This window comes from Pseudomonas corni, assembly GCF_057128765.1.
The window spans coordinates 111,891-136,159 of the sequence record NZ_JBSKHW010000015.1 but is presented as its reverse complement, the minus strand read 5'-3'; the positions used below and the strand labels follow the sequence as shown (position 1 = coordinate 136,159).

General features: G+C 59.4%; 15 protein-coding genes. 7 read left to right on the top strand and 8 right to left on the bottom strand.

All coding sequences use genetic code 11. From position 1 onward, the window contains the following. Positions 1 to 481 precede the first annotated feature (481 nt). The gene (pbpC, locus tag ACWKV9_RS21855; RefSeq protein WP_483838181.1) at positions 482 to 2,965 is read right to left on the bottom strand and encodes a peptidoglycan glycosyltransferase PbpC; all 2,484 of its coding nucleotides are present in this window, start codon (positions 2,963 to 2,965) and stop codon (positions 482 to 484) included. A 95-nt stretch (positions 2,966 to 3,060) separates the two neighbouring features. On the opposite strand from pbpC, the gene ACWKV9_RS21850 reads away from it, so the two are divergent. Beyond that, positions 3,061 to 3,354: a hypothetical protein gene (locus ACWKV9_RS21850; RefSeq protein ID WP_483838180.1), complete on the top strand. Its 294-nt coding sequence runs from the start codon at positions 3,061 to 3,063 to the stop codon at positions 3,352 to 3,354. Positions 3,355 to 3,712: 358 nt separating this feature from the next. Here ACWKV9_RS21850 and ACWKV9_RS21845 read toward each other — a convergent pair whose 3' ends face one another. Next, positions 3,713 to 8,629 (bottom strand): alpha-2-macroglobulin family protein, encoded by a 4,917-nt coding sequence (locus ACWKV9_RS21845; protein ID WP_483838179.1) that lies wholly within the window; start codon positions 8,627 to 8,629, stop codon positions 3,713 to 3,715. A 426-nt stretch (positions 8,630 to 9,055) separates the two neighbouring features. Between ACWKV9_RS21845 and ACWKV9_RS21840 the strand changes: the two genes are divergently transcribed. Continuing rightward, the gene (locus tag ACWKV9_RS21840) at positions 9,056 to 10,396 is read left to right on the top strand and encodes an MATE family efflux transporter (RefSeq protein WP_483838178.1); all 1,341 of its coding nucleotides are present in this window, start codon (positions 9,056 to 9,058) and stop codon (positions 10,394 to 10,396) included. Here ACWKV9_RS21840 and ACWKV9_RS21835 read toward each other — a convergent pair. The 6 genes from ACWKV9_RS21835 to ACWKV9_RS21810 form a co-directional block, all read right to left on the bottom strand. Then, positions 10,386 to 11,279 carry an alpha/beta hydrolase gene (locus tag ACWKV9_RS21835; protein ID WP_483838177.1) on the bottom strand — a complete coding sequence of 298 codons (894 nt, stop codon included), beginning with the start codon at positions 11,277 to 11,279 and terminating at the stop codon, positions 10,386 to 10,388. The two genes, ACWKV9_RS21840 and ACWKV9_RS21835, sit on opposite strands and share 11 nt — an antisense overlap. 166 nt (positions 11,280 to 11,445) lie before the next feature. Next, positions 11,446 to 12,909: a type VI secretion system Vgr family protein gene (locus tag ACWKV9_RS21830; RefSeq protein ID WP_483838176.1), complete on the bottom strand. Its 1,464-nt coding sequence runs from the start codon at positions 12,907 to 12,909 to the stop codon at positions 11,446 to 11,448. A gap of 189 nt (positions 12,910 to 13,098) precedes the next feature. Further along, positions 13,099 to 15,012: an arginine decarboxylase gene (gene speA, locus ACWKV9_RS21825; protein WP_483838175.1), complete on the bottom strand. Its 1,914-nt coding sequence runs from the start codon at positions 15,010 to 15,012 to the stop codon at positions 13,099 to 13,101. Between the two features lie 170 nt (positions 15,013 to 15,182). Continuing rightward, positions 15,183 to 15,554, bottom strand: coding sequence for a translation initiation factor Sui1 (locus ACWKV9_RS21820; RefSeq protein ID WP_483838174.1), 372 nt, complete (start codon positions 15,552 to 15,554; stop codon positions 15,183 to 15,185). A gap of 164 nt (positions 15,555 to 15,718) precedes the next feature. Next, on the bottom strand, positions 15,719 to 16,264 hold the full coding sequence (locus ACWKV9_RS21815) for an NUDIX hydrolase (RefSeq protein WP_483838173.1): 546 nt from the start codon (positions 16,262 to 16,264) through the stop codon (positions 15,719 to 15,721). A 3-nt stretch (positions 16,265 to 16,267) separates the two neighbouring features. After that, on the bottom strand, positions 16,268 to 17,359 hold the full coding sequence (locus tag ACWKV9_RS21810) for a DUF2333 family protein (protein WP_483838172.1): 1,092 nt from the start codon (positions 17,357 to 17,359) through the stop codon (positions 16,268 to 16,270). Positions 17,360 to 17,718: 359 nt separating this feature from the next. Here ACWKV9_RS21810 and ACWKV9_RS21805 point away from each other — a divergent pair, with 359 nt between their 5' ends. The 5 genes from ACWKV9_RS21805 (at position 17,719) to accC (ending at position 24,026) form a co-directional block, all read left to right on the top strand. Then, positions 17,719 to 19,377 carry a diguanylate cyclase gene (locus tag ACWKV9_RS21805; RefSeq protein ID WP_483838171.1) on the top strand — a complete coding sequence of 553 codons (1,659 nt, stop codon included), beginning with the start codon at positions 17,719 to 17,721 and terminating at the stop codon, positions 19,375 to 19,377. 351 nt (positions 19,378 to 19,728) lie between these two features. Further along, positions 19,729 to 21,516, top strand: coding sequence for a protein-disulfide reductase DsbD (locus ACWKV9_RS21800; protein ID WP_483838170.1), 1,788 nt, complete (start codon positions 19,729 to 19,731; stop codon positions 21,514 to 21,516). A 154-nt stretch (positions 21,517 to 21,670) separates the two neighbouring features. Continuing rightward, entirely contained in the window at positions 21,671 to 22,123 is a 453-nt protein-coding gene (gene aroQ, locus ACWKV9_RS21795; RefSeq protein WP_268798149.1) for a type II 3-dehydroquinate dehydratase, read from the top strand. A gap of 80 nt (positions 22,124 to 22,203) precedes the next feature. Then, positions 22,204 to 22,659, top strand: a complete 456-nt coding sequence (gene accB / locus ACWKV9_RS21790) for an acetyl-CoA carboxylase biotin carboxyl carrier protein (protein ID WP_483838169.1) — start codon at positions 22,204 to 22,206, stop codon at positions 22,657 to 22,659. Positions 22,660 to 22,676: 17 nt separating this feature from the next. Then, complete coding sequence (gene accC, locus ACWKV9_RS21785; protein ID WP_483838168.1) at positions 22,677 to 24,026, top strand: acetyl-CoA carboxylase biotin carboxylase subunit; 1,350 nt, start codon at positions 22,677 to 22,679, stop codon at positions 24,024 to 24,026. Positions 24,027 to 24,269 lie beyond the last annotated feature (243 nt).

The following is a 24,269-nucleotide window of genomic DNA, read 5'->3' as shown; positions in this document are numbered from 1 at the left end:
TGATTCTGGCCGGAGGCCGTAGGGTCGTGCATGGCTTTTGATTCTGGCCGGAGGCCGTAGGAGTCCAGCTTGCTGACGATCTGCCGGGTACCGGCAGTAAATCCGGTGCATGCGGGGGATCAGGTGAATCTAGGGCCGCTTCGCGCCCCATCGCCTGCAAGCAGGGCTCCTACGCCCTCCGGGCAGAAGCGGTGTCGCGTGAGCCGATAAGGCGTTGGCCGAAGGCGGTGGGGACGTGCATGGTTTTTGATTCTGGCCGGAGGCCGTAGGGTCGTGCATGGCTTTTGATTCTGGCCGGAGGCCGTAGGAGTCCAGCTTGCTGACGATCTGCCGGGTACCGGCAGTAAATCCGGTGCATGCGGGGGATCAGGTGAATCTAGGGCCGCTTCGCGCCCCATCGCCTGCAAGCAGGGCTCCTACGCCCTCCGGGCAGAAGCGGATTTGCGCAGCGAGCCATATTGGTGAAGCAATGGATCGGCAATCAATCCACCACACTGAACTCCACCCGCGCGGTCTGGCCGCTTTCGTCGAGCACGCTCAGTTGATAGCGCCCTAGCCGGGTGAAGGTGTGGGTGTAGCTGTCTTGATTGGCGGTATCGCCCACGGGTGCGCCGTCGATGAACCACCAACGCCGGCCATTGCCGCCCAGCGCCGAAAGATTAAGTCGCAGCAGTTGCTGACTGCCCGCTGGCAAACGCAATTGATCACCCTCGCGCACACCAACAATCGACAGCGGTGCCGCCAGACCAAGACTCTGCGGTGGGCAACGGGGGTCGATTTCAGGCAAGCGCGCCTCTCGCCGTTCAGCCCGAGGCAACCAGGGCTCAAGCGGCGCGGGCCATAACGCCATGTCACGAGCCTTCGCGCCAGGGCAATTGGCGCCGACTCGTAAGCCTTGCTCGTTGACCCAGATCCTCTCCAGCAAACCCAGCCCCAGCGGCTGATCGGTAGCCTGCAGCGTCGGCGGCGTGGTGCCGTCCAGCGTCCAGGCAAAACGCTGACGCCGACAATTGGGATCGATCTTGTTCATCGGTTGCCCCAACGGCCAGCAAATCGCTGCGACACCAACACCCAGCGGCACGGGTTGCACGGGCGCTGCGATATTGCGCTGCGCGTCGCGATTCACCAGCAGGTCGTGTACTTGCAGCATCAGCGGCGCCGCCGAAGCCAGACCAAACTGCCCCGGCACCGGCGTGCCGTCGGGGCGACCGATCCACACCCCGATCAGAAATCTCGGCCCTACGCCAATCGACCAGGCATCACGAAACCCGTAACTGGTGCCGGTTTTCCAAGCCAACTGCGGGCGCTGCACCAAATCGGCGTGAGGGTCCAAATCAGGTCGCGACTGACCGCTGAGAATGCGCCGGATGATCCACGCCGCCCCTGGCGACATCATCGCGTGATCGCGCAGACGATCCTCCGGTTGCAGGCGAATCTCGGCGCTTCGCCCTGCCCGTGCGAAAGCTGCATAGCCCCCCACCAAGTCCTCCAGCCTACTGCCCGCGCCGCCCAGAATCAGCGCCAGATTGGGCTCGGCCAGCGGCGGCAAGGTCAGCGGCACACCTGCGTTACGCAATTCGGCGGCAAAGCGTTTGGGGCCATAGGCTTCGAGCAATTGCACCGCTGGCAGGTTGAGCGACATCGACAGCGCGGAGCTGGCCGATACAGCGCCATTGAATCCCGATGAAAAATTACCCGGGCGGTAATCGCCATAGCGGCGCGGCACATCCTGCAGCAGGGACTCGGAATGAATCAGTCCTGCGTCGATGGCTTTGCCATATAGGAACGGCTTGAGCGTCGAGCCCGGTGAGCGCAGGGCACTGACCATATCAACATGCCCAAACCGCCTGGCATCGCCGATATCCACCGAGCCAACGTAGGCGCGGGTCGCCATGTTCTGCGCCTCGACCACCAGAATCGCTGCCGAGGTGCGCTCGGGAAGTCGCGCTCGCCAGTTGAGCAACAAGTCTTCCAGGCGACGCTGCAAACTTGCATCGAGGGTGGTGCGGATCAGCGGCGGGCTGTTGGGGCGGTTCAAGCGCCGCGCCAGTAAGGGCGCCAGTGTCGGTTCTTGTCTGGGCGCCAGCAACAAGGGTTCTTCCAGCGCTTCGTTGACCGCTTGTTGGGGCCAGACGTTGAATTCGGCCAGGCGCCGCAGCACTTTATCCCGCGCCGCTTGCGCACGCTGAGGATGACGATCCGGGCGTAATCGGCTGGGAGCTTGTGGCAGCACGGCCAAAAGCGCTGCGTCGGCGCGAGTCAGCTGCTGAGGCGACTTGCCCAGATACGCCCAACTGGCAGCGGCCACGCCTTGCAACGTGCCACCGAACGGCGCGCGATTGAGGTACAGCCCGAGGATGTCCTCTTTCGACAGGTGCCATTCCAATTGCGCCGTGCGCCAAAGCTGGCGCAGTTTGCCGGGGAGCGTTCGCGCGTGGGGTTCAAGCAAACGCGCTACCTGCATCGACAAGGTGCTGCCACCCGACACCACATGCCCGCCGCTGAGGTTTTGCCAGGTGGCACGCACCAACGCCATGGGGTTCACACCCGGATGTTGATAAAACCAGCGGTCTTCGTAAGTCAGCAGCGCTTCAAGGTAATACGGCGATACCTGATTCAACGAGACCGGATAACGCCACACGCCGTTGGCATCGGCGAAACGCCACAACGGCGTACCGTCTTCGGCAAGCACTACGCGGGCGAGGTCATCCTTGGGTAACGGCAGCGGCCAGAGTCGGTCGGCGAGCCAGAGCAAAGCGCATATCGCCAACACACTGCCAAGCACCCAGCGACATGCACGGTTGACGCGTTGTCGCCAGTTTTTAGGCCGGGTTGGCTTCTGTGGGAGGGAGCTTGCTCGCGATTGCGACGTCTCAGTGTCATTTGCGGTGCCTGTTTGAACACCTCGCGAGCAAGCTCCCTCCCACCAGGCTTTCTGCAGACGAACAAGAAATCCACGTCTCATGCCAAAGAGCCTTTATGCTGCACGGAACTTGGCAATGCCCGTGGCAGCCAAAGCGAACAGTCCGTGTGTTCCACGATCTTCATCAGGAAGCAGATATGCAGGTAGAAAGCGTTTTTGAATGGCTTGGCCAGGTACTGGGTGCGGTGATTCGCTTCATCGTCGATGGGCTGAGCTGGTTGTTCAATCTGTTCACTCACGCGGGCGGCAACTTCGTCGATGGGATGTCACGCACCCTGGGTATGGACACCTCGCTGATCAGCATCGTCGCGTTGGTTGTCGGGCTGATGTTGCTGTACTCGGCAGTCCGCGCTTTCATGCGTGCATCGATCATCATGGGCATCATCTGGTTGTTTCTGGGGCTTTGGTTGTTGAGCTGGATTATTCATTGATATCCGCATTTACCGCACTGTAGGAGCGAACTCGTTCGCGAGGCGCCGTGCCTGACACACCGCATCAAGCGCTCGCCAACAAGTTGGCTCCTACAGAATCTGCGATTCATTGACCATCCTCACGCTGTGCGCCAAACCCTGTAGGAGCGAACTCGTTCGCGAGGCGCCGTGCCTGACACACCGCATCAAGCGCTCGCCAACAAGTTGGCTCCTACAGAATCTGCGATTCATTGACCATCCTCACACTGCGCGCCAAACCCTGTAGGAGCGAACTTGTTCGCGAGGCGCCGTGCCTGACACACCGCATCAAGCCCTCGCCAACAAGTTGGCTCCTACAGAATCATTGCCGCCCAAATGGTTATTTCCCCTTCACCACCAACTGCGTCGGCGTCTCTCCTAGCGCCTGCCAGTTCGGTCGATACATCGACTCCACCTGCGGCGGCGGCACGCGGTAAGTGCCGGGCGTCACGGCGCGAGCCAGGTAGAGCAGGTCCACCGTGTTGAAGCCCTGCAAATCAATCGCCGCCACGTAACGGTCATCGCGGAACTCCTGATGCTTGAGGCCCGCGTTTTCCATCGATTGGCGCCACTGCTTCACCGACTCGCTGGCGTCTTCCAGACTCGCCGCACTTTGCGCCAGGTTCTGGTTTTCGATCTCAAGCCCTGCTGGCAGCAAGTCGACCACCAGCGCATCCGGCACGCGCTCTTTGGATTTGACCTGCAAATGCACCAGCACCAGCTCGCCGCTTTTCAGCGCATTGAGGTTCAGCGGCTCGCCGTCCATGCCCAGATAATCACGACGAATGCTCAGGTTCTCACCGCCCGGCGCAGGCGCCTGAACCGGATAACCCGAAATCGTCATCTGCTGATACAAGGTCTCACCGCCGGTGTTCAAAACGGTCAGAGGCGAAGCCAGCACTGAACTGTCGAGCTTCACGCCTGGCTGGTCATTGCCCAGCTCGCGATTCTGCGTGCCGCTGGTTAAGGTTGCCGCCCACTTCGCCTCGGGTTTGCCCAACAAATCACGCCCTGCCATGAACAGCGAGTTGCGCTCTTGGGTCGACAGATAACGGCTCGCCGCCACTTGATCGGACAGCGCAAACAAACGCTCCTCGACCTTGTCGCTCGCGAGTTTGTTCTCTTCAAGCAGCGACAGAATCAACGCCTGATCGCGCAACGGGCTGCCGTAATCCGCCAGCCAATCGTCGGCCTTGCGCTTGGCCGCCAGCCCGGCCATCAACGCCTGTTCGGCGCGGGGTTTGTCGCCCATTTTTTCCAGTGCGATGGACAGCTGAATCAACGGCAAACCGGAGCGAGCATCGGTACGACGATCAAACAGGCTGCGCAGTGCCCCGAGTGGCGCCTGCTGACTGCGCGCCAACACCAGACCTGCATAAGCCTGAACGGCAAAGCGTGTGTGCTCGGCGTTTTCGCTGTAATTGACCTCGATCTGATTGCGCTCCTGCAAATAACGCAGCAGCCGTTCGTTGGCCTTTTTCAGTGCGTCCGGCGGAACTGCGAAGCCCTGATCGCGAGCGCGCAGCAGGAAGTCCGTGACGTAGGCCGTGAGCCAGTACTCTTCCTCGCCGTCAGAGCCCCACAAACCAAAACTGCCGTTATAACGCTGCATGCCCAGCAGCCGCTCGATGCCCAGCTCGATCTTGCGTTTGCGCACGGCGTCCGGCTCGCCTTCCAGCCCCAGGCGTTTGAGCACGGCAGCATCGGCATACAGCGACGGATACAAACCACTGGCCGTCTGCTCAAGGCAGCCGTAGGGATAGGCTTTCAGCGCCCGAATCTGTTCGCCCAGATTCAGCGGCGGACGGCTCGAAACCGACAGCAGCGCCTCGCGCCCCGCAGGTTCGAACGCCTCAAGTGCACCTTCGGGCAGCGTCCAGATTTGATCCTTCAACACCGCGCGATACTGCTTGAGCATCGCCGGATACGCCGGGCGCACACCGATGGTCCATTCGCGAGTAAACGGCGGCAGCGTCTCGCCGGGCAGGTCCAACCCCTGAACCGTGACCTTGATCTGGCCTTGACCAAAGCCGCCCTGCGCCCGCACTGGAATCTGCAATGTGGTGCGTTGGCCTTGAGCCAGTTGGATCGACTTGTTCTCGTCACCATTGGCCAGACTCAACTGACCCTCAGCGCTGACCTGCACGCTGAGTTTCTGCGCCTTGCCAGACAGATTCGAGAGGTCCAGCGCCACTTTGGTCTGATCCCCACCGGCAAGGAAACGCGGCGCCGACAGCTCGGCAATCAACGGCGCGGCGACGACTGTCTTCGCCTCAGCCATGCCGTAGCGCTCGTCTGTCCAGGCTTGCGCCATGATGCGCAGTTCGCCGTTGAAGTCCGGAATATCAACGCTGACTTCGCCGTCGCCCTGTTCGTTGAGCGTGACCGGCGCGCTTTGCAGCGCAACGATGGTCACGCTGGTCTGCGGGCGTTTGCCGCCTTTTGCCAGCGCAGCGTCGCCACCGAATGCCAGGCTCGCCAGCCGATTGCGCCCGGCTTCTATTAACTGCCCGTAAATGTCCAACTGGTCGGCGCCGTAAGCCTTGCGCCCAAACAGGCCCGCGAACGGGTCCGGGGTTTTGTATTCGGTAATGTTGAGAATGCCGACATCAACCGCAGCCACCAGCACATGCACGTTCTTGGGGACCGAGCCGTCAGCGTTCTTCGCGTTGACCTTCAGTTTCAGGGGCTGTTTGGGGCGCATTTTCTCCGGAGCCGTAACCGTTAACGCCAACTTGCGCTGGGAACGGTCCAGCGGCAAATGCAGCACGCCCACTGCACGTTTCGGTGTGACGTTTGCCTTGCGCTCGCCCGGCCGGATCACCAGCGCACTGACGTAAAGGTCGTGCCGCGCCCATGCCTTGTCCAACGGGATATCGAACGTTTTTCCTTCGGCCGGTACGTCGATTTCCTGCCACCACAACGGTCCTTCGCTGGATTCCACCAGCAGATAGCCCTTGCCTGCGGACGGCGGCGTGACGGTGACTTTTGCGGTGTCGCCGTCGGCATACGCCGGTTTGTCCAGTGCCAGCTTGACCTGATCGGGCCGCACCGCGCCGCCTTCGGCGTTGTCCTGCCAGCGATAACCGGCCCAGAAACGCACGCTACTGATCAGCCCGGTGCTCGGGTCTTCAACCTCGACGCGGTACGGACCCCACTCCACCGGGAAGCTGATTTTGATGGTTGAGTCCTTTTTGACGCTGACCGTTTCTTCACTGAGATTGAGGAATTTTTCGTTGTAGTGATTGCTCCAGCCGTCGTTGTCCGAATAGCTCCAGTAGTAATCACGACGCTCGCGAATCAGGCGCACTTTCAGGTTCTCGGCAGCGAGTTTGTGGCCGTCCTTGTCGGCTATCAGCACTTCGAATTCCACCGGCCCGTCGCCGTCGGTAGCTTCACCGTCGAACAGCCCGCGCAAGCCGGGCATCTGCTCGGCTGGCCATACCGGCTGAATCAAGCGCCGGGTGATCGGCCGACCGCCCGACTCCTGCAAACTGGCCTGCAATATCAACTGCAAGGGCGACTTGGCCTTCCCCCACTGGCTGTCGATATTCAGCTCAAGCTCGCCGTTGGCATCGAGGGTGCTGTCTTCGATTTCCAGATCCTGGCTCAGCTCTTCTTCGCTGACTGAACCGAACTGGTAACCCGGCAAACCCGGCACGGCTTCGCGCAGCGGTCGCACATAAAGCTGGCCGGTCAGGCGATTGCCCGACGCCGGGGCGCCGTAAAGGTAGCGGCCGTTGATGTCGACATCGAACGATGCATCCGGCGCAATCGGCGCATCGCTGCCCTTGAGTTCTAACGCCATGCGCTCTGGGAGGAAGTCTTCGACCTGGAACTCGTACAACTGCGGCTTGCCGTCGCCCAGGTCGAAGACCAGTTGCCAGCGGCCGGTGGGCGCTTCGTCCGACAGTTGCAATTGATATTGGTACAGCGCGGTTTCGTCGGCTTCCCACACGAACTTGCGACTGACCTGCTCATCCGGACGACGTACTTCCACTGTGATCGGTTGCGGCTTGACCGCTTTACCGTCGCGGTCGCGCAACAGGCCGTTGAGCAGCACCACTTCGCCCGGACGATAGAGGTCGCGTGGGCCGAAGATGAAGAATTGCAGGGAATGCTCTTTGGGGCCGGTGATATCAAATTCGGCCAAGTCGAGCGCTGAACTGTTGAGGCGCAACAGGCTGGTCTGCTCACCCTGATGCGCCAGCAACACTTCGGCTTTGGCGGGCAGCGGCAGTTCGGCGTGACCGGCGTTATCGGTTTTACCCTGGCCGACCACGCGGCCTTTGTCGTCGTAAAGCGCCAGGTCGATACCATTGAGCGCCTTGCCGCCTTCGAGCGCTTGGGTGAAGACGTCCAGGCGATTGGCGTAACGGTGAACGGACAGGCCAATGTCGCTGAGGGTGAACAGGGTTGCTGGCTGGGAATAGTTGTACGTGCCGGAGGCGCGCATCACGGCCAGATAAACGCCCGGCTGCTGCAGTTGCTTGAGGCCTGAGATCGGCAGCAAGACGGTTTCCCGGGTGTTGCGCGCAGGGTTCAGGTCGAAGCGGCCGCCGTAAACCAGATCGGCCATGGGCAGCAATTCTTTGGATTCGTAGCTTTGCAGGGTGGACGAGCCTTCCCATGAGCTGAGGAAGGTCGGCAGTGATTCCGGCTTGATGCGGAAGAATTCGACATCGACCTTATCGACGTTCAGCGCGATCACCGGCAGTCCTTCGGCCAGACGTGTCGGGAGCAGACTGCCGCGACTGGCGAAGCCGACGGTGGCTTGCAAATCGGCGGTTTCGAGGCGCGCGGAGTATTCGGCCGCAAGGGTGTTTTTGTTGACGGCCAACAGGCCAGGATCAACGGTGAGCACCAGTTTGCGCTTGGGCTCAAGGTGACGCAGGCGCAGCTCCATGAGGTTGTCGGACAGCTCCCAGGCGCCATCTACCTTGCCAGCGGTGCTGTCGACCAAGTGGACCTTTTCAGCGAATTTCTGCTCGGGGTCCAACGGCACGGAAAAGCTCAGCGACAGCGTGCTGGCACCGTCGAGCTGGACTTCCGAGACGTCCACCACGGTCAACTCGCGCCCGGCGTAACGCTGGCTCAGCGCGGCAAGATCGACGGCGGGTTTGGGTTTGCTCGCTTCGACCGCTGCCGCCTGTGGGGCAACCGGTGCGGGAGGCGCGGCGGGTTTGTCGGAGGTGGATGAATCACAGGCACTAAGCAGTACCAGCGCACAGGCCAGGAACAATCCTTTGTTAAGCATGAGGCACTCATTGGCGGCAGTTAAGACAAGGGGAAAGTTATAGCACCGCAATGATCATCGTGGGGCGCGGCGAGCGAGTAGACCTTGGGTTTGTGGGTTTGTTCTCAGGATTGACGGTGAGCCCTTCGCGGGCAAGCCCCGCTCCAACGGTTTATGTGCAGGGCTGAATCGCAAGCGCTTCTGCCGAAGGCGTAGGAGCCTTGCTTGCAGGCGATCTGCCGCGCAGCGGCAGCAATGCGATGTACGCGGGCTGTCTGACCTGAGCAGGATGTCCGGATTTTGGGTCTGCTGCGCAGCCCATCGCTGGCAAGCCAAGCTCCCACGGCCTGCGGCCAGAATCAAAAGCGCAACGTGCGGATTGCGGGGAATCCGCCGCTGCGCCAGCGTGCCCGACTCGCTACAATGCCGGCCTTCTCGGGAGTCTGCATGTCCACTTTTGCCAACGATTGGCGTCACCGGCCCACGCACACTAGTGTGTGGGGGCTCGCGGCACCAATGATTCTGTCGAACATTTCCGTGCCGCTGGTGACATTGGTGGACAGCGCCGTTATCGGCCATCTGCCCCATGCCCATCAACTTGGCGCGGTGGCTGTCGGCGGCACGCTGTACAGCTTTCTGGCGTGGGCCATGGGTTTTCTGCGCATGGGGACCACCGGTTTCGCCGCGCAGGCGGCCGGGCGTCAGGACGGGGCGGCATTACGCCAGGTTTTGCTGCAAGGCCTGCTGCTGGCGATGGGATTTTCGCTCCTTCTGGGACTGATCGGCTTGCCGTTCCTGCATCTGGCGATCCAGATGATGCAGCCGTCCGAAGATCTAAACGCGCTCACTCAGACCTTCTTCCACACCCGCCTCTTCGGTCTGCCTGCGGCACTGGCGACTTACGCGCTGGTGGGCTGGTTTCTCGGTACGCAGAATGCCAAGGCATCACTGGCGATCTTGCTTACGACCAACATCGTGAACATCATCCTCAACCTGTGGTTTGTACTGGGGCTCGACTGGGGCGTAGTTGGTTCGGCGCGGGCATCGGTGGTCTCCGAATGGCTGGGCGCATTGGTCGGGCTGGCGCTGACGCAAAAAGCCCTGCGTGCCTTTCCCGGCCAGGTCGCTTGGGCGGCATTGAGATACTGGCAGAACTGGCGTCCGCTACTGGCGGTCAATCGCGACATTTTCATTCGCAGTCTGGTGCTGCAATCGGTGTTTTTCCTGATCACCGTACAAGGCGCAAGGCTGGGCGATGCCACGGTGGCGGCGAACGCGCTATTGCTCAACGGCTTGCTGTTAACGGCTCACGCGCTGGACGGATTGGCCCATGCGGTGGAAGCCCTTTGCGGTCACGCCATTGGCGGTCGTGACCGCCAAGGGCTGCGCCGCTCGATGAACGTCGCGGGCGGATGGTCGCTGATATGCAGTGTGGCGTTCGCAGTGTTTTTCCTGTGCTTTGGCCATCTGTTCGTGTCGATGCAAACCGACATTCCTGAGGTACGCGAAATCGCGTTCAAGTACTTGCCGTATCTGGCGATGCTGCCGCTGGTTGCGGTCTGGAGCTACCTGCTCGACGGCCTGTTCATCGGCGCCACGCGCGCCAGGGATATGCGCAACACCATGCTGGTCAATCTGGTGCTGATCGCGCCTTTTGCCTGGTTGAGCATGGGCTTTGGCAATCACGGCTTGTGGCTGACCTTCCTGCTGTTCATGGCATTGCGCGCGCTGACATTGGGCTATGTGGCGTTGAAGCTCAATCGCAGCGGCGCCTGGTTCAACGGTTAAGCGACACCGCTTGGACCTGCGCTTGATCCTGCGCATGAATAAACGCCGTCACTTCTTCCAGGACCGGCGCGAGACTGCGCAGCGGCCGCGCAAAGGCACCTACAAGCGTGCCGTGATTGGTGCGTGAGAAGTACAACTCGCGCACCGACACACCTTGATCGCGCAAACGCTTGGCCATGCCGCCGGTATTGCGTTGCGGGTTGACCAGAGTGTCGTCCTTAGAAGCAATCAACAGCGCAGGCACAGAGGCCGCGCTGACATGGTTGATCGGTTGAGAATCGGGTGGCGAGTTGGGAAAGTAAAACACCGGCTTAACATCCGGATTTTCGATTGGCAAAAAATCATAAGGCCCGGCCAGCCCAATCCAGCCCTTGAACATGGATGGCGACATACCCACCGCCGTCAGCCATTTAGGGTCCAGCGCCAGCATTGCCGCGTTGTAAGCGCCGGCACTGTGGCCCATCACGTAGAGTTTCGCCGGATCACCGCCGTACTGACGAATGTGCTGTCGAGTCCAGCTGACGGCTTGAGCGCTGTCTTGCAGCAGCCCTTCGTAATGCACTTGTGGATAAAGCCGGTAATCGGCCAGCACAGCTACGATACCTCGGGAAGCCAGAGCTTCGCCGACGAAGGCGTAGTCGCCGCGTGATCCGCTGTTCCAGCTGCCGCCATAAAAGAACACCACCACCGGCGCGTTCGGGGCGACCTCGTTGGGGGTGTAGATGTCGACTTTATTGCGCGGGTCCGGGCCGTACGCCAGGTCCGACGCCTTAGTGAACGTACTGTCAGGCGTAAAGGCATTGAGCACCTTCAGCGGCGAGCAGGCCATCAACAATGTCATCAACCAGCCAGTGAATACTGCTTTTAATGCCAGTTTGATCATTGTTAAATCTCACAAATTCAAGGACTGCAACGTGTCTACAGGAGCCAACTTGTTGGCGAGGCGGCGAGTTCGATATGGCGGCCAGAAAGTCTCGCGAGCAAGTTCGCTCCTACAGATTCAGCAGCGACGGGCGCATAGGGTTTACGACTCTGGCGCTGCCCGATAGTTACGGTTTTTTTCCATCCTCTGTATGGGTTGCCTCGTCGTCCTCAGCAGGTTTGTACGCGCCCATTACGATGTTGGGGCTGATCAGCGTCACGCCCTCGCTGCTGATTTTCACGTGGCTGTTACCAACGCTGAAGTTCAGTTGGTTGGAGCTGTCCAGATGCAGGGTGAAGTCGTCCAGTTGAATCTGCTGCGTACCGTCCAGGAACTGCTCTGAATCCAGACGCGTGGTGACGCAATGTTGGGGCGCAGGCGGTATCACCACGGGGCCGCGTGGCACAGTCGCCTGATCACGGGGGCTGATGTCCGGGTCGTAGATGTAATCGACGATCTCCGGTTGATCGGGGTCGCCATCCACAAAGCGCACCACCACTTCCATGCCCCCCCACCATTGCACGTGGTTATCTTCAAGGTGGGCCTCCAGCGGCAACCAGCAATCGGTATAGCGCGCCCCGTCGCCATGATTGCCCCAGTCGAAACGAACCTTGATTCGGCCTTCATGATCGCGCAGTGCCTCATCGAACAAAGCGCCTGCAACGCGGGCGCGCTGCAATCCGATTCTGCGCGGAGCCAGCTTTGCCTTGATCTTCGGCATACCAAACGCCGCTTGCACGGCCGTGAAGGAATTCAGGTAAGCGGGCGCAACGACGCCCATTTGAAATTCGGGCTGCAGACCGCTGTGATGAACCTCCGTCAGCAGCCAGGCCTGGTTGCACTTGGCGTCGGGGTGCCCCGTCATCGGCAACTGCGCACCGGCACGCAAAAAATACAACGCGCTGGCGCCTTTGACTTCCAGCGCCGATGGCACTTTCGAACCCTTGGTGCCTGGCCGGCTCTTCTCGAACTGACTAATCTCGCCCCGCGCGAACTGGCTTTCGAAATGCACTGACGTGACTCGCGGGGTATGGCGCAGATCATCACTGAACACCATCAAGTGCTGGACCGGAGAATGCTCGAAGTAATAGTGAAACCCTTCACGGGCGCACAACCGATCCAGCAGCTGCAAATCAGTCTCGCCGTGCTGCGCGCAAAACTCGATTTCTTCATAGCTCTTGCTCAGCTCAAAACAATAGCTTTGCTCATGGATGCCATGTTCGCGCAGCACTTTGCGGATGATCGCCTTGGCCGGCATGTCCTGAAACACGCGCTGGTTGTAGCGCTGGGCAAGACAGCCAACCCGTGGGCCCAGAGTGATGCGGTAATGCACGGGGCCCGGTCCGGTATTGCTGCGCCCGATGCTCTGGATCTGCGCATGGAAGCCGATGCCCGGGACTTTCGAGGTCAGGTATGCGTCGCCAAACAGGCACGTTTGTAAATCCACCTCGCCATGAAAGCTGACGGCCTGGACCTCAAAAGAAAACGGCTTATTGATGGTTTCAGTGCCCTGGAACGTCATCACTTCAAGCGAGCGCACGAAGTGGATGGAGTCCAGACGAAAGTGACAATTATGTTCGGTGACGGTCATGGGGAAAAATGGCCTCGTCTGCTCAGCGCGAATTGGCTGGCGATTCTGGCTGAGAAGCGCCGCCGAATAGAGTCACAAACGAGGAATAGGACGTTGCCTACAACACAAAGAGAGAAGACACACAGATCCGCCGTGAACGGACATAAAAAAACGGGCCGCAGGGGCCCGTTCTTCAGATCGCTGACAGCATCACGATGACAAGTAAGAAGACCGCGTCAGACCCAGGCGCAAGGCGTCTAGGTATTGCGTGCGCTCGCGCGGGGAAATCTTGGCGCTGGCGACCTTGTCCCGGTAATGGGTCATCAGCTCTTCCGGCGACAAATGCACGTAACGCAGCATGTCTTCGATGGTGTCGTGGGTTTCGATGCCAGCGGAATACACGCTGCCGTCCGGATTCTGGTAGATATTCACCGAATCGGTGTCACCGAACAGGTTGTGCATGTCGCCCAGAATTTCCTGGTATGCGCCCACCAGGAACACGCCAAGCAGATAGTCTTCGCCTTCATTCAGGGCGTGGACCGGCAGGCTGGTTTCAATGCTCTGCTCGTCTACGTACTGGTTGATCTTGCCGTCGGAGTCGCAGGTCAGGTCTTGCAACACGGCGCGGCGCAGCGGTTCTTCGTCCAGACGATGCAGCGGGATGATCGGCAGCACCTGATCGATGGCCCAGGTATCCGGCAGGCTCTGGAACACAGAAAAGTTGCAGATGTACTTGTCGGCCAGTTTGTCGTTGAGTTCATCCAGCACTTGGCGGTGCGAACGCTGACGCGCTTTCAACGAGTTGTGCAGGCGGCGGCAGACAGCGAAATAGCACTGCTCGCCCAGGGCTTTTTCAGCCAGTGTCAGCTTGCCGTCCGAGTACTGCGTGGCGATGTCGCTCATGTAGTGCGTGGCGCGCCAGTAGGTTTCGGTGACCATCTCGATGTCGGTCGGGCCCAGCAAGTCGATCAGCCATTGCAGGGTTTCCGGCAGGCTTTCCTTGTCTGTAATGACTGGCACTTCGTCGTTGTGACGCTCGACGTCGGTGACCTGAATCACCAGCATGGCGTGGTGCGCGGTCAGCGAACGGCCGCTTTCCGAAAAGATGTGCGGATGCGGCAAACCTTGGGCATCGCAGAACTCTTTGAGCATGCCCACCACGACACCGGCGTAATCGTCCATGTCGTAGTTGATCGAGCTGGCGTTGCGCGAATGCGTACCGTCGTAATCGACACCCAAACCGCCGCCGACGTCGATGTGGTCGACCGGCAGGCCAAGATTTCGCAATTCGCCGTAGTAACGAATCGCTTCCTTGAAACCATGCTGGTAGTCGGCCAGGTTGGCGATCTGCGAACCCATGTGGAAGTGCAGCAGGCGAATGCCCTGATCCAGACCCGCATCACGGAAGCGCTCAACGACCGACAGCAGTTGCGCGGCAGACAGACCGAACTTGGACTTCTCACCACCGGTGTCAGCCCACTTGCTCGACGCCAGTGACGACAGACGCACACGAAGCCCGATCTGCGGGGCAACCTTCAGTTCGACGGCTTCTTCGATCACCAGTGCGACTTCGGATTCTTTCTCGATGACGATAAATACGTTGTGGCCCAGCTTCTGGCCCATCAAGGCCAGACGAATGAATTCGCGGTCCTTGTAGCCGTTGCAGACGATGGTCCCGCCTTTAGGCGCCAGCGCCAGCACGGCCATCAGCTCAGGCTTGGAGCCAGCTTCCAGACCGATGGAGACGTTTTGCGTGGCGATGATGTTCTCGACCACCGCTTCCTGCTGGTTGACCTTGATCGGGTACAGCGCGGTGTACTTGCTCTGGTATTCCAGGCGCGCGATGTTCTCGTCGAACGCGCCGGTCAGCTGACGCACGCGGTCTTGAAGGATGTCCGGGAACCGCACCAGCAATGGCAGGGACAGGCCGCTCTTGCGCAGCTGGTCGACCTGCTCGTAAAGATCGATGGGTGAACTGGACGGCCCATTGGGGCGAACTTCTACGCGGCCGGCTTCGCTGATTGCAAAGTATCCGGCTCCCCAGTGACGGATACCGTAGACACTGCGGCTGTCTGCCACGGTCCATTGGCTGCCATCGTCTTTACGTGTGCGTCGTGCGGACATCGAAGTCCCCTATATAAAGTCATAAAGCGCAGGGCCAACACGGCTGTGCGCAGTGTAAAGAGTGCAAATGACGGTTTGTCGCCAGCTCGCTGTGGGGAGTAGACCCAATGGGCAAGCCATAGTTTACAAATCGACAGTGTAGAAAGTGCGCGAGGGGTTCGGGGTTGGGGTCAACCGCCGGACTTTTTCGCCTTGAACCCCAGCTTGACCAGCTCGGCCAGCAAGGTTTCGACGTGATCGCCCTGAATCTCGATCACTCCTTCCTTGAGCGCCCCGCCCGTACCGCAACGGCGCTTGAGCGTTGTGGCGAGTTCTTTGAGGGCGTCCTCGGTCACGGGCACACCGGTGACAGTGGTCACGGTTTTGCCGCCACGGCCTTTGCTTTCGCGGCGAACGCGGGCAATACCGTCACCGGCGGGAATCAAGGTGCTTTTGCAGATGCAGGCGTCGACTGGCTGACGGCATTCAGGACAATGACGTCCGGCGTCGGTCGAAAACACCAAGCCACCGAGGGCGGCGAAGGAAGCGGCTTTTTTAGCCAAGGGCAATCCTCTTCTTGAGGACCAAAGATTAGCCGACGAGCGTCGACCGCGAAGCCCCACTCAGGCAGGGGCAGCGCAGCTGGACCGGGTAAGCGGTCCAGCTTGAAAAGGTCGCGCAGTGTAACGGCAAAAACTGTCGTTGCTAAGAGCCAAAATGCGCCAATTTACTCATCATTCGCGACCTGCTCCAGATAGCGCTTCATGGCCGCCAGAGAGTCCGGGCAATAAGGCTTTTCGAGGGTTTCACGCAGCACCTCATCGACGGTGATGAACCGCGCTTCGATCACTTCTTCAGGCTGCAGCTTTAAAGGCCCGTCCCAGACAGCCGAAAAAACCGCGCACCAGATGCGGTTACCCGGCTGATCGAAGAAGAATTGCTCATGAGCGGTGAGCGCTACACCGCTCACTCCCAATTCTTCTTCCAGCTCGCGCGCGGCCGATTCCGCGTAAGTCTCATCGACCTGGACCATCCCGCCCGCTGCGACATCCCAATAGCCGGGATAGATCGCCTTACTCAGCGTGCGCCGATGGACACACAGTTTGCCTGATGAGTTGAACAGCAGAATATAAGTACCGCGCCCGATAAGGCCGCGCTCGCGCAACTGTGCGCGAGGCAGTGAACCGAGCAGCTCATCGTTGTCGTCGACCCAGGCGATCTGTTCAGCGTCGGAGGCGGCGCGATGTGCGGCCTCCTTTTCGGAAACGGCCATCGATCAGCCCTGGGACAGCAGCTGGCGCAGGTCGATAACGGCTGCGTTGGCGCGGGACAAGTAATTAGCCATGACTAGCGAGTGGTTAGCCAACACGCCAAACGGGCTGCCGTTGAGAATCATCGGGCTCCACATTGGCTCCTGGGAGGCTTCCAGTTCGCGAATGATCTGACGCACGCTCACCGTGGCGTTCTTTTTCGCCAGCACATCAGCGAAATCGACCTCGATAGCACGCAACAAATGCGAAAGCGCCCAGGCTTGACCACGTGCCTCGTAGAACACGTTGTCGATTTGCATCCATGGGGTTTCGACGATTTCTTCATCAACCTGTGGCACTTCGCCCGGTTTGACGGTGACCGTGGACTGCGCTTCGGTTTTCAGGGTGCTATTGAGTTTGACGCGACCCACGCTCGCCGACAGACGCTGCGACAGCGAACCCAAACGTGTCCCGACATCGCCTAACCAGTTGTTCAGGTTGTCAGCGCGGGTGTAGAACAGCGCGCCCTTCTGGTTCGGATCCGACAGGCGTGCCTGATAACGGCTCAAGGCAGTGATGCCGTCGCGGTACTGAGATTCGCTCGAAGGCAGAATCCAGCTTTTGTTATCAAAGTTGAACAGCGGCTCGGCGCGCGCCAGATCGCCGTCTTCTGCCGATTGCGACTGGGAGCGGGCGAAATCTTTACGCAGCGCCCGGCTCAAGTCACGCACCTGAACCAGCACGCCATATTCCCAGCTCGGGATGTTGTCGAGCCACAGACCCGGGGGGAAACGATCGTTAGACAGGTAACCGCCGCGCTTGTCGACCAGGGTCGAGGCGACAGTCTTGAGGGTTTCGACAGTGGTGTAGCCGATCACCATCTGCTTGCCTTCACGCTCGGCGGCAGCTTGCGCTTGTTGCTGCACCGGAAACAGCGGCGGTTCACTGCTCCACCACCAACCCAGAACGATGGTCACCAGCAAATACAGTCCAACCACTACGCCCAGCGCCTTGCTGAATAGCAGGCCACCCAAGTAACCGCGGGTCTTCACTGTCGACGTCGACGAGGTGTCGACACGTTCATCCGCGCTGCCCGCGCGTTTCTTCCAATCCAGCATGGCCTTGTCCTTTCAATCGCAGAATTCAGTGCTTCGACCGCAACCTTACAGCAAGGTGCGTTTCGCAGGAACGCGACACATGCTTCATTTGCGTAACCGACGATTCAATAGGCGCCATGGCGCATCACACCTCTTAATTATCAGCGATGGCCTTGTAAGGCTTACCCTGATGAACCTGTTCAGCTCAGGACTTCGCTTGGGTCAGACATGGCCCGACACTTGCTGAGCTTGTTATAAATTTGACGCCCAAATACGCCGAAAATGACGAATAAATGACTTGTGGCGCTCTCGTTCGCAGCAGTTGGTGCTAGCATAGCGCCACCATTTATATCGGGGTTCCCCCTATAAGTAGCCAGGACATGACAGAGCCCGAAGATCCGAGTCGCGACCGCCTCAAGCACCACTTTGCCCAGCGCGTTATCCATCAAGCCCGCCAAATACTTGATGTATGGCAGCGCCTGCAGCAAAGCGAATGGTCGGCTGCAGACATGGCGGAACTGGTTGAGGCCAATACGCGGCTTCTGCGCTTTGCCGAGCGATTCGAGCAAGCTGAACACGCGCAATTGGCGCGCAGCATCGAGCAGTCTCTGGAGGAAGTTGAAGCCAACCGCGGTCGTCTGAGCAGCGCGCTGATTACCGACCTCAACCGGTTGATGCAGCGACTGTCGCGCACGGGCCTGCGCCACGGAGATCGCCTTGAACAACTCGCACTGCCGCCATTGCGCAAGCCTATCTACGTGATGCTGCAAGACCACGAGCGCGGCGAACGGCTGGCCAAGCAGCTGGAATTCTTTGGTCTGAGCGCCCAATCGCTCGACAGCACCCATGCATTTCATAAGACCCTTGCCGAGCGCTTGCCGGCGGCGGTGGTGATGGATGTCGATTTTGACGGCCCGGGTCAGGGCCTGAAACTGGCAGCACAGATGCAGGACGGACTTGAGCAAAAGTTGCCGCTGTTGTTCTTCAGTCTTAATGACACCGACACTCCCACACGTCTTGCCGCCGTCCGCGCCGGTGGAGAAGAGTTTCTGACCGGCACGCTGGAGGCTTCGAGCCTGCTGGAGAAGATCGAAATCCTGACCCGGGTCGCGCAATACGAGCCCTATAAAGTGCTGATCATCGACGACTCGCGGGCGCAAGCAACGCACACCGAACGCTTGCTCAATGGCGCGGGTATCGTCACGCGCACGCTCTTCGATCCGATTCAGACCATGGCCGAACTGGCTGACTTTCAGCCGGACCTGATCATCCTCGACATGTATATGCCTGGCTGCACGGGCACTGAGCTTGCGAAAGTGATTCGCCACAACGACCGTTACGTCAGCGTGCCGATCATTTATCTGTCTGCTGAGGATGATCTGGACAAACAGCTGGACGCGATGAGCGAGGGCGGCGACGACTTCCTGACCAAGCCCATCAAGCCGCGCCACTTGATTACCACCGTGCGCAACCGCGCGGCCAGGGCGCGCAATCTCAAGGCGCGCATGGTCCGCGACAGCCTGACCGGGTTGTACAACCACACGCACATTCTGCAATTGCTCGAAGATTGCAGCTTCCGCGCACGGCGCGAGGATAAGCCGCTGAGCTTCGCGATGCTGGACATTGACCATTTCAAGAAGGTCAACGACAGCCATGGTCACCCTATGGGCGACCGCGTGATCAAGAGCCTGGCGCTGTTTCTGAAGCAGCGGCTGCGCAAGACTGACTACATCGGGCGCTACGGCGGCGAGGAGTTCGCGATCGTAATGCCGGACACCGAAATCAATGCCGCTTTCAAGGTGCTCGACGAGATACGCCGACGGTTCGCAGAAATTCATTACCCCGCCCAGCCGGTGGATTTGTTCTGCACCTTTAGCGCTGGCGTGGTGGAACTGCGCCAACACGATGACGCGCTAATGCTCGCGTCCCAGGCCGATGACGCGCTGTATCGAGCAAAACATGCAGGCCGCAACCAAGTACACGCGCAACTGGAAATGATCGCTCCGTCCAAATATTTTTCGACTGACCCGGTTCTGTAGATATCCGGTTTCTTCAAAGAACTTTGTGGGAGGGAGCTTGCTCGCGAAAAGGTCGGACCAGGTAATCCAGAGCCGAACCAGATCCCGTGGGAGCGGACCTGTCCGCGAAGGTGCCGGTACGGCCGACATATCTTTACCGCCTGAAACACTGCATTCGCGGACAGGTCCGCTCCCTTATGGGTCTTGCGCCATTTTGGACATTGATGCCGGGCATAGACTCGCCACTGCATCCGGGTCCTGCCTCATTTTGGACATCGGCGCTTAGCCCGAAACACCCGCTGACACCAGCGCACCCTGCACACCCGGAAACACTCCGCTATCATGCGCGGACTTTCGTGATGCGAGACCGCCATGCGCCGCCTGCTTTGTCTGCTTTTGTTGATCCTTGCCTTGCCCGCCATGGGGGCCAGCCTGCTGGATAGCCGTCCCAATGCAACGCTGGGTGGCACGACGTTCGACAACAGCAAAGACTTTCTGCCAGTTCGAGAGGCGTTCCAGCTGAACCTGATCGACACCACACCTGAGTCGATCAAGCTGCGTTTCGTCGCCAGCGAAGGCTATTACCTGTACCGCCATCGTTTCCAGTTCCGTACCGAGCCTGCCGACATTGGGCTGGGCGCTGCGCAATTGCCTGCTGGAGAAAAGAAGCACGACGAGTACTTCGGCGACGTTGAGGTCTATCACGGCATTCTCGATATTGATCTGCCACGCAAGACTGGCGATACCCGCGCCTTCACGCTGGTCGTGACCTACCAGGGTTGCGCCGATAAAGGCCTTTGCTATCCGCCGGAAACCGAGCGAGTGAGCATCGGCGGCGCTGCCTCTTCATCCGTCGCAACCAACTCCACTCCCGCTACATCAACGGCCTTTACCTGGAAAGAACTGGCGCTGTTCTTCCTCGCCGGTATCGGCCTGACTTTCACTCCCTGCGTACTGCCGATGCTGCCCATCCTGTCCGGCGTCGTTTTGCGCGGGCAGATCGGCGGCGTGCGCGGCTTCTCTCTGTCGTTGGCCTACGTGCTGCCGATGGCGGTCTGCTTCGCGATTCTCGGCGCCCTAATGGGCATGTTCGGCGCTAGCCTCAATTTACAGGCGCGACTGCAATCGGCTTGGGTGCTCGTGCCTTTTGCGCTGTTCTTTGTGGTGTTCGCCATCGCGATGTTCGGCGTGTTCGAACTGCGTCTACCGCAATCGATCAGCAATCGTCTGGACCGTATCGCCGGCAACACCAAAGGCGGTTCACTGTGGGGCGCGGCGGTGTTGGGGGTGGTCTCAAGCCTGCTGGTGTCGCCGTGCGTGTCCGCGCCGTTGGCCGGAGCCCTCCTCTATATAAGCGCTAGCGGGGATGCCATTGGCGGTTCGCTGAAACTGTTCGCATTGGGATTGGGCATGGGCGCGCCATTGGTACTGGTCGCTACAGGCGGCGCGGCCTGGCTGCCAAAGAGTGGCCCGTGGCTGGTTACGGTCAAAAATGCGATTGGCGTCCTGCTGTTAGCCTTGGCAATTGGCTTGCTCAGCCGAGTGATTCCTGGTCCCGTCACATTGTTGTTGATTGGTCTGTTAGCGGCCGGCGTGGCGCTATTCCTTGGTGCTCTGGAGTTTACGTTCAAGCCACCGCGCCAACGTCTGGCGCAACTGCTCGGCCTGTTTCTATTGGTCTACGCTTTGGCCTGCTGGTACGGCGCGTTTAGCGGCCAGGGTGACCCATTGCGCCCCTTGGGTCGCCCGCAATCGGTGTTGAACTCCAGCACTACGACCAGCGCGACATCCTCGCAATGGCAAACCGTGACCACCGCCGCGCAACTGGATCAAGCGCTCAGCGATGCAAAAAACGCAGCCCAACCACTGCTCCTCGATTTCTACGCCGATTGGTGCATCAGCTGCAAAGTGATCGAGCATGAAGTCCTTCCGGACCCGAAAATCGTCGATCAACTCAAAGGCTATCGGCTGATCCGTTTCGACATGACCGAAAGCAATGCCGAACAACGGGCAAAACTCGATCACTACAAACTGTTTGGCCCACCCGCACTGCTGTTTTTTGGAAAAGACGGGAACGAGCTGACAAATGTGCGCGTCGTCGGCGAAATCGACGTTGAAGGCTTCGCAGAGCGCCTATCTAGAGCCAATGACCAAATTTAGCGTCGTAGTCACAAATTTTGCGCGAACATCGGGCATCGTGCTGGCTATTGCAGTTAACTGGACAGTCCAATGTGCTTTGCGGCATAGTCGCTGCGCATTGAATGCCTGCGACTGAAACGCGGGCAGGCACATCGCTCAATACAAGGAACATCCGATGGCGACTTTTCTGGTTCTTCATGGACCTAACCTGAACTTGCTGGGCACCCGGGAACCGGGGATCTACGGCGCGATCACGTTGGCCCAGATCAATCAGGACCTGGAACAGCGCGCTCGCGATGCTGGCCACCATCTGATGTACCTGCAAAGCAACGCCGAGTACGAATTGATCGACCGCATTCACGCTGCCCGCGATGAAGGCGTGGATTTCATCCTGATCAATCCGGCTGCTTTTACGCACACCAGCGTTGCAATACGTGACGCGCTGCTGGGAGTGAGCATCCCATTCATCGAAGTGCACCTGTCCAACGTGCATAAGCGCGAACCTTTCCGCCATCACTCCTACTTTTCAGATGTTGCTGTAGGTGTGATCTGCGGCCTTGGCGCCAGCGGATACCGACTGGCCCTGGAGGCCGCCCTGGAACAATTGGCCATAAGTTCAAAGGCGTGACAGGCAAAGCCTAAAGCTGAGCCTCACAGCCTGAACCGGCTGCCAAATACCCCTGACCGACCCCTGGGAGTTGATGATTGATGGATATCCGTAAAGTCAAGAAACTGATCGAACTGCTGGAAGAATCCGGCATCGACGAATTGGAAATCCGTGAAGGCGAAGAATCCGTTCGGATCAGCCGTCACAGCAAGACTCCAGCACAACAGTATTACGCGCCAGCACCGATGGCCGCTCCGGTTGCAGCGCCTGCTCCAGCCGCTCCGGTCGCTGCTGCAGAAGCACCGTCGGCTCCAAAGCTCAACGGCACTGTCGTCAAGTCGCCGATGGTCGGCACGTTCTACCGCACCCCGGCTCCGACTTCCCCTGCCTTCGTTGAAGTTGGCCAGACCGTGAAGAAAGGCGACACCATTTGCATCGTTGAAGCGATGAAAATGATGAACCACATCGAAGCTGAAGTCAGCGGCGTGATCGAATCCATCCTGGTAGAAAACGGTCAGCCGGTTGAGTACGACCAGCCGCTGTTCACCATCGTTTGAACCGGGGAGAGCCTGCGATGTTGGAAAAAGTTCTGATCGCCAACCGCGGCGAAATTGCCTTGCGCATCTTGCGTGCCTGTAAAGAACTGGGCATCAAGACCGTCGCTGTACATTCCACGGCAGACCGCGAGTTGATGCACCTTGGCCTGGCAGACGAAACCGTCTGCATCGGCCCGGCACCTGCCAACCTGTCCTACCTGAACATCCCGGCGATCATCTCGGCTGCCGAGCTGACCGGCGCCACGGCGATTCACCCAGGCTATGGTTTCCTCGCAGAAAACGCCGACTTCGCCGAGCAGGTGGAGAAATCCGGTTTCGCGTTCATCGGCCCTAAAGCTGACACCATCCGCCTGATGGGCGACAAGGTTTCGGCCAAAGACGCCATGAAGCGCGCCCAGGTACCTACCGTTCCTGGCTCTGATGGCCCGCTGCCCGAAGACGAAGAAACTGCGCTGCGTATCGGCCGTGAAGTCGGCTACCCGGTGATCATCAAAGCCGCTGGCGGCGGTGGTGGTCGCGGCATGCGTGTTGTGCACAAAGAAGAAGACCTGATCGAAGCTGCCAAGCAGACCCGTGCCGAAGCGGCTGCCTGGTTCAGCAACCCGATGGTTTATCTGGAAAAGTACCTGACCAACCCACGCCACGTGGAAGTGCAGGTCATTTCCGATGGCCAGGGTCAGGCGATTCATCTGGGCGACCGCGATTGCTCGCTGCAGCGTCGCCACCAGAAAGTGCTTGAAGAAGCACCGGCTCCTTTCATCGATGAAGAAGCGCGTCAGGCTGTGTTCGCCAGCTGCGTCAAGGCGTGTATCGACATCGGTTACCGTGGCGCGGGGACGTTCGAGTTTCTGTACGAAAACGGTCGCTTCTACTTCATCGAAATGAACACCCGTGTTCAAGTCGAGCACCCGGTTTCGGAAATGGTCACCGGCATCGACATCGTCAAGGAGATGCTCAGCATCGCCGCCGGCAACAAACTGTCGTTTACCCAGGATGATGTTGTCATCCACGGTCATGCGCTGGAATGCCGGATCAACGCCGAGGACCCGAAAACCTTCATGCCGAGCCCAGGCAAGGTCAAGCATTTCCACGCACCGGGCGGCAACGGCGTTCGCGTCGATTCGCACCTGTACAGCGGTTATTCGGTTCCGCCGAACTACGACTCGTTGATTGGCAAACTGATCACTTGGGGCAAGGATCGCGACGAAGCCATGGCGCGCATGCGTAATGCCCTGGACGAAATCGTGGTCGACGGGATCAAAACCAACATCCCGCTTCACCGTGATCTGACCCGCGACGAAGAATTCTGCAAAGGCGGCGTCAACATCCACTACCTGGAACACAAGCTGGCCGACGAGAAACATTGATTCTCTAGCCAACTGCTCCAGAACAACAAAGCCGCTTTCGAGCGGCTTTGTTGTTTGTGGGCCTCACCCGTTGAACTGTAGGAGCGTACGAGCAACGCGAGGCCGCGATCGGCTGCGAAGCAATCGTAGAAATAACGGATTTCCCATTTCTGCCAGCGCTGCGCACTGGATCGCGGGCAAGCGCGCTCCTACAGGTCAACTGCCCTCTTTGTTGTTTTTTATTGAAACCCGTAAACTTGCCGG

Excerpts from the sequence above, each read along its gene's own strand:
- ACWKV9_RS21840 (WP_483838178.1), top strand. The coding sequence starts at position 9,056 with ATGTCCACTTTTGCCAACGATTGGCGTCACCGGCCCACGCACACTAGT.
- pbpC (WP_483838181.1), bottom strand. The coding sequence starts at position 2,965 with ATGAGACGTGGATTTCTTGTTCGTCTGCAGAAAGCCTGGTGGGAGGGA.
- ACWKV9_RS21810 (WP_483838172.1), bottom strand. The coding sequence starts at position 17,359 with ATGCTGGATTGGAAGAAACGCGCGGGCAGCGCGGATGAACGTGTCGAC.
- ACWKV9_RS21845 (WP_483838179.1), bottom strand. The coding sequence starts at position 8,629 with ATGCTTAACAAAGGATTGTTCCTGGCCTGTGCGCTGGTACTGCTTAGT.
- ACWKV9_RS21830 (WP_483838176.1), bottom strand. The coding sequence starts at position 12,909 with ATGACCGTCACCGAACATAATTGTCACTTTCGTCTGGACTCCATCCAC.
- ACWKV9_RS21835 (WP_483838177.1), bottom strand. The coding sequence starts at position 11,279 with ATGATCAAACTGGCATTAAAAGCAGTATTCACTGGCTGGTTGATGACA.
- accC (WP_483838168.1), top strand. The coding sequence starts at position 22,677 with ATGTTGGAAAAAGTTCTGATCGCCAACCGCGGCGAAATTGCCTTGCGC.
- ACWKV9_RS21800 (WP_483838170.1), top strand. The coding sequence starts at position 19,729 with ATGCGCCGCCTGCTTTGTCTGCTTTTGTTGATCCTTGCCTTGCCCGCC.
- aroQ (WP_268798149.1), top strand. The coding sequence starts at position 21,671 with ATGGCGACTTTTCTGGTTCTTCATGGACCTAACCTGAACTTGCTGGGC.
- speA (WP_483838175.1), bottom strand. The coding sequence starts at position 15,012 with ATGTCCGCACGACGCACACGTAAAGACGATGGCAGCCAATGGACCGTG.
- accB (WP_483838169.1), top strand. The coding sequence starts at position 22,204 with ATGGATATCCGTAAAGTCAAGAAACTGATCGAACTGCTGGAAGAATCC.
- ACWKV9_RS21815 (WP_483838173.1), bottom strand. The coding sequence starts at position 16,264 with ATGGCCGTTTCCGAAAAGGAGGCCGCACATCGCGCCGCCTCCGACGCT.
- ACWKV9_RS21805 (WP_483838171.1), top strand. The coding sequence starts at position 17,719 with ATGACAGAGCCCGAAGATCCGAGTCGCGACCGCCTCAAGCACCACTTT.
- ACWKV9_RS21850 (WP_483838180.1), top strand. The coding sequence starts at position 3,061 with ATGCAGGTAGAAAGCGTTTTTGAATGGCTTGGCCAGGTACTGGGTGCG.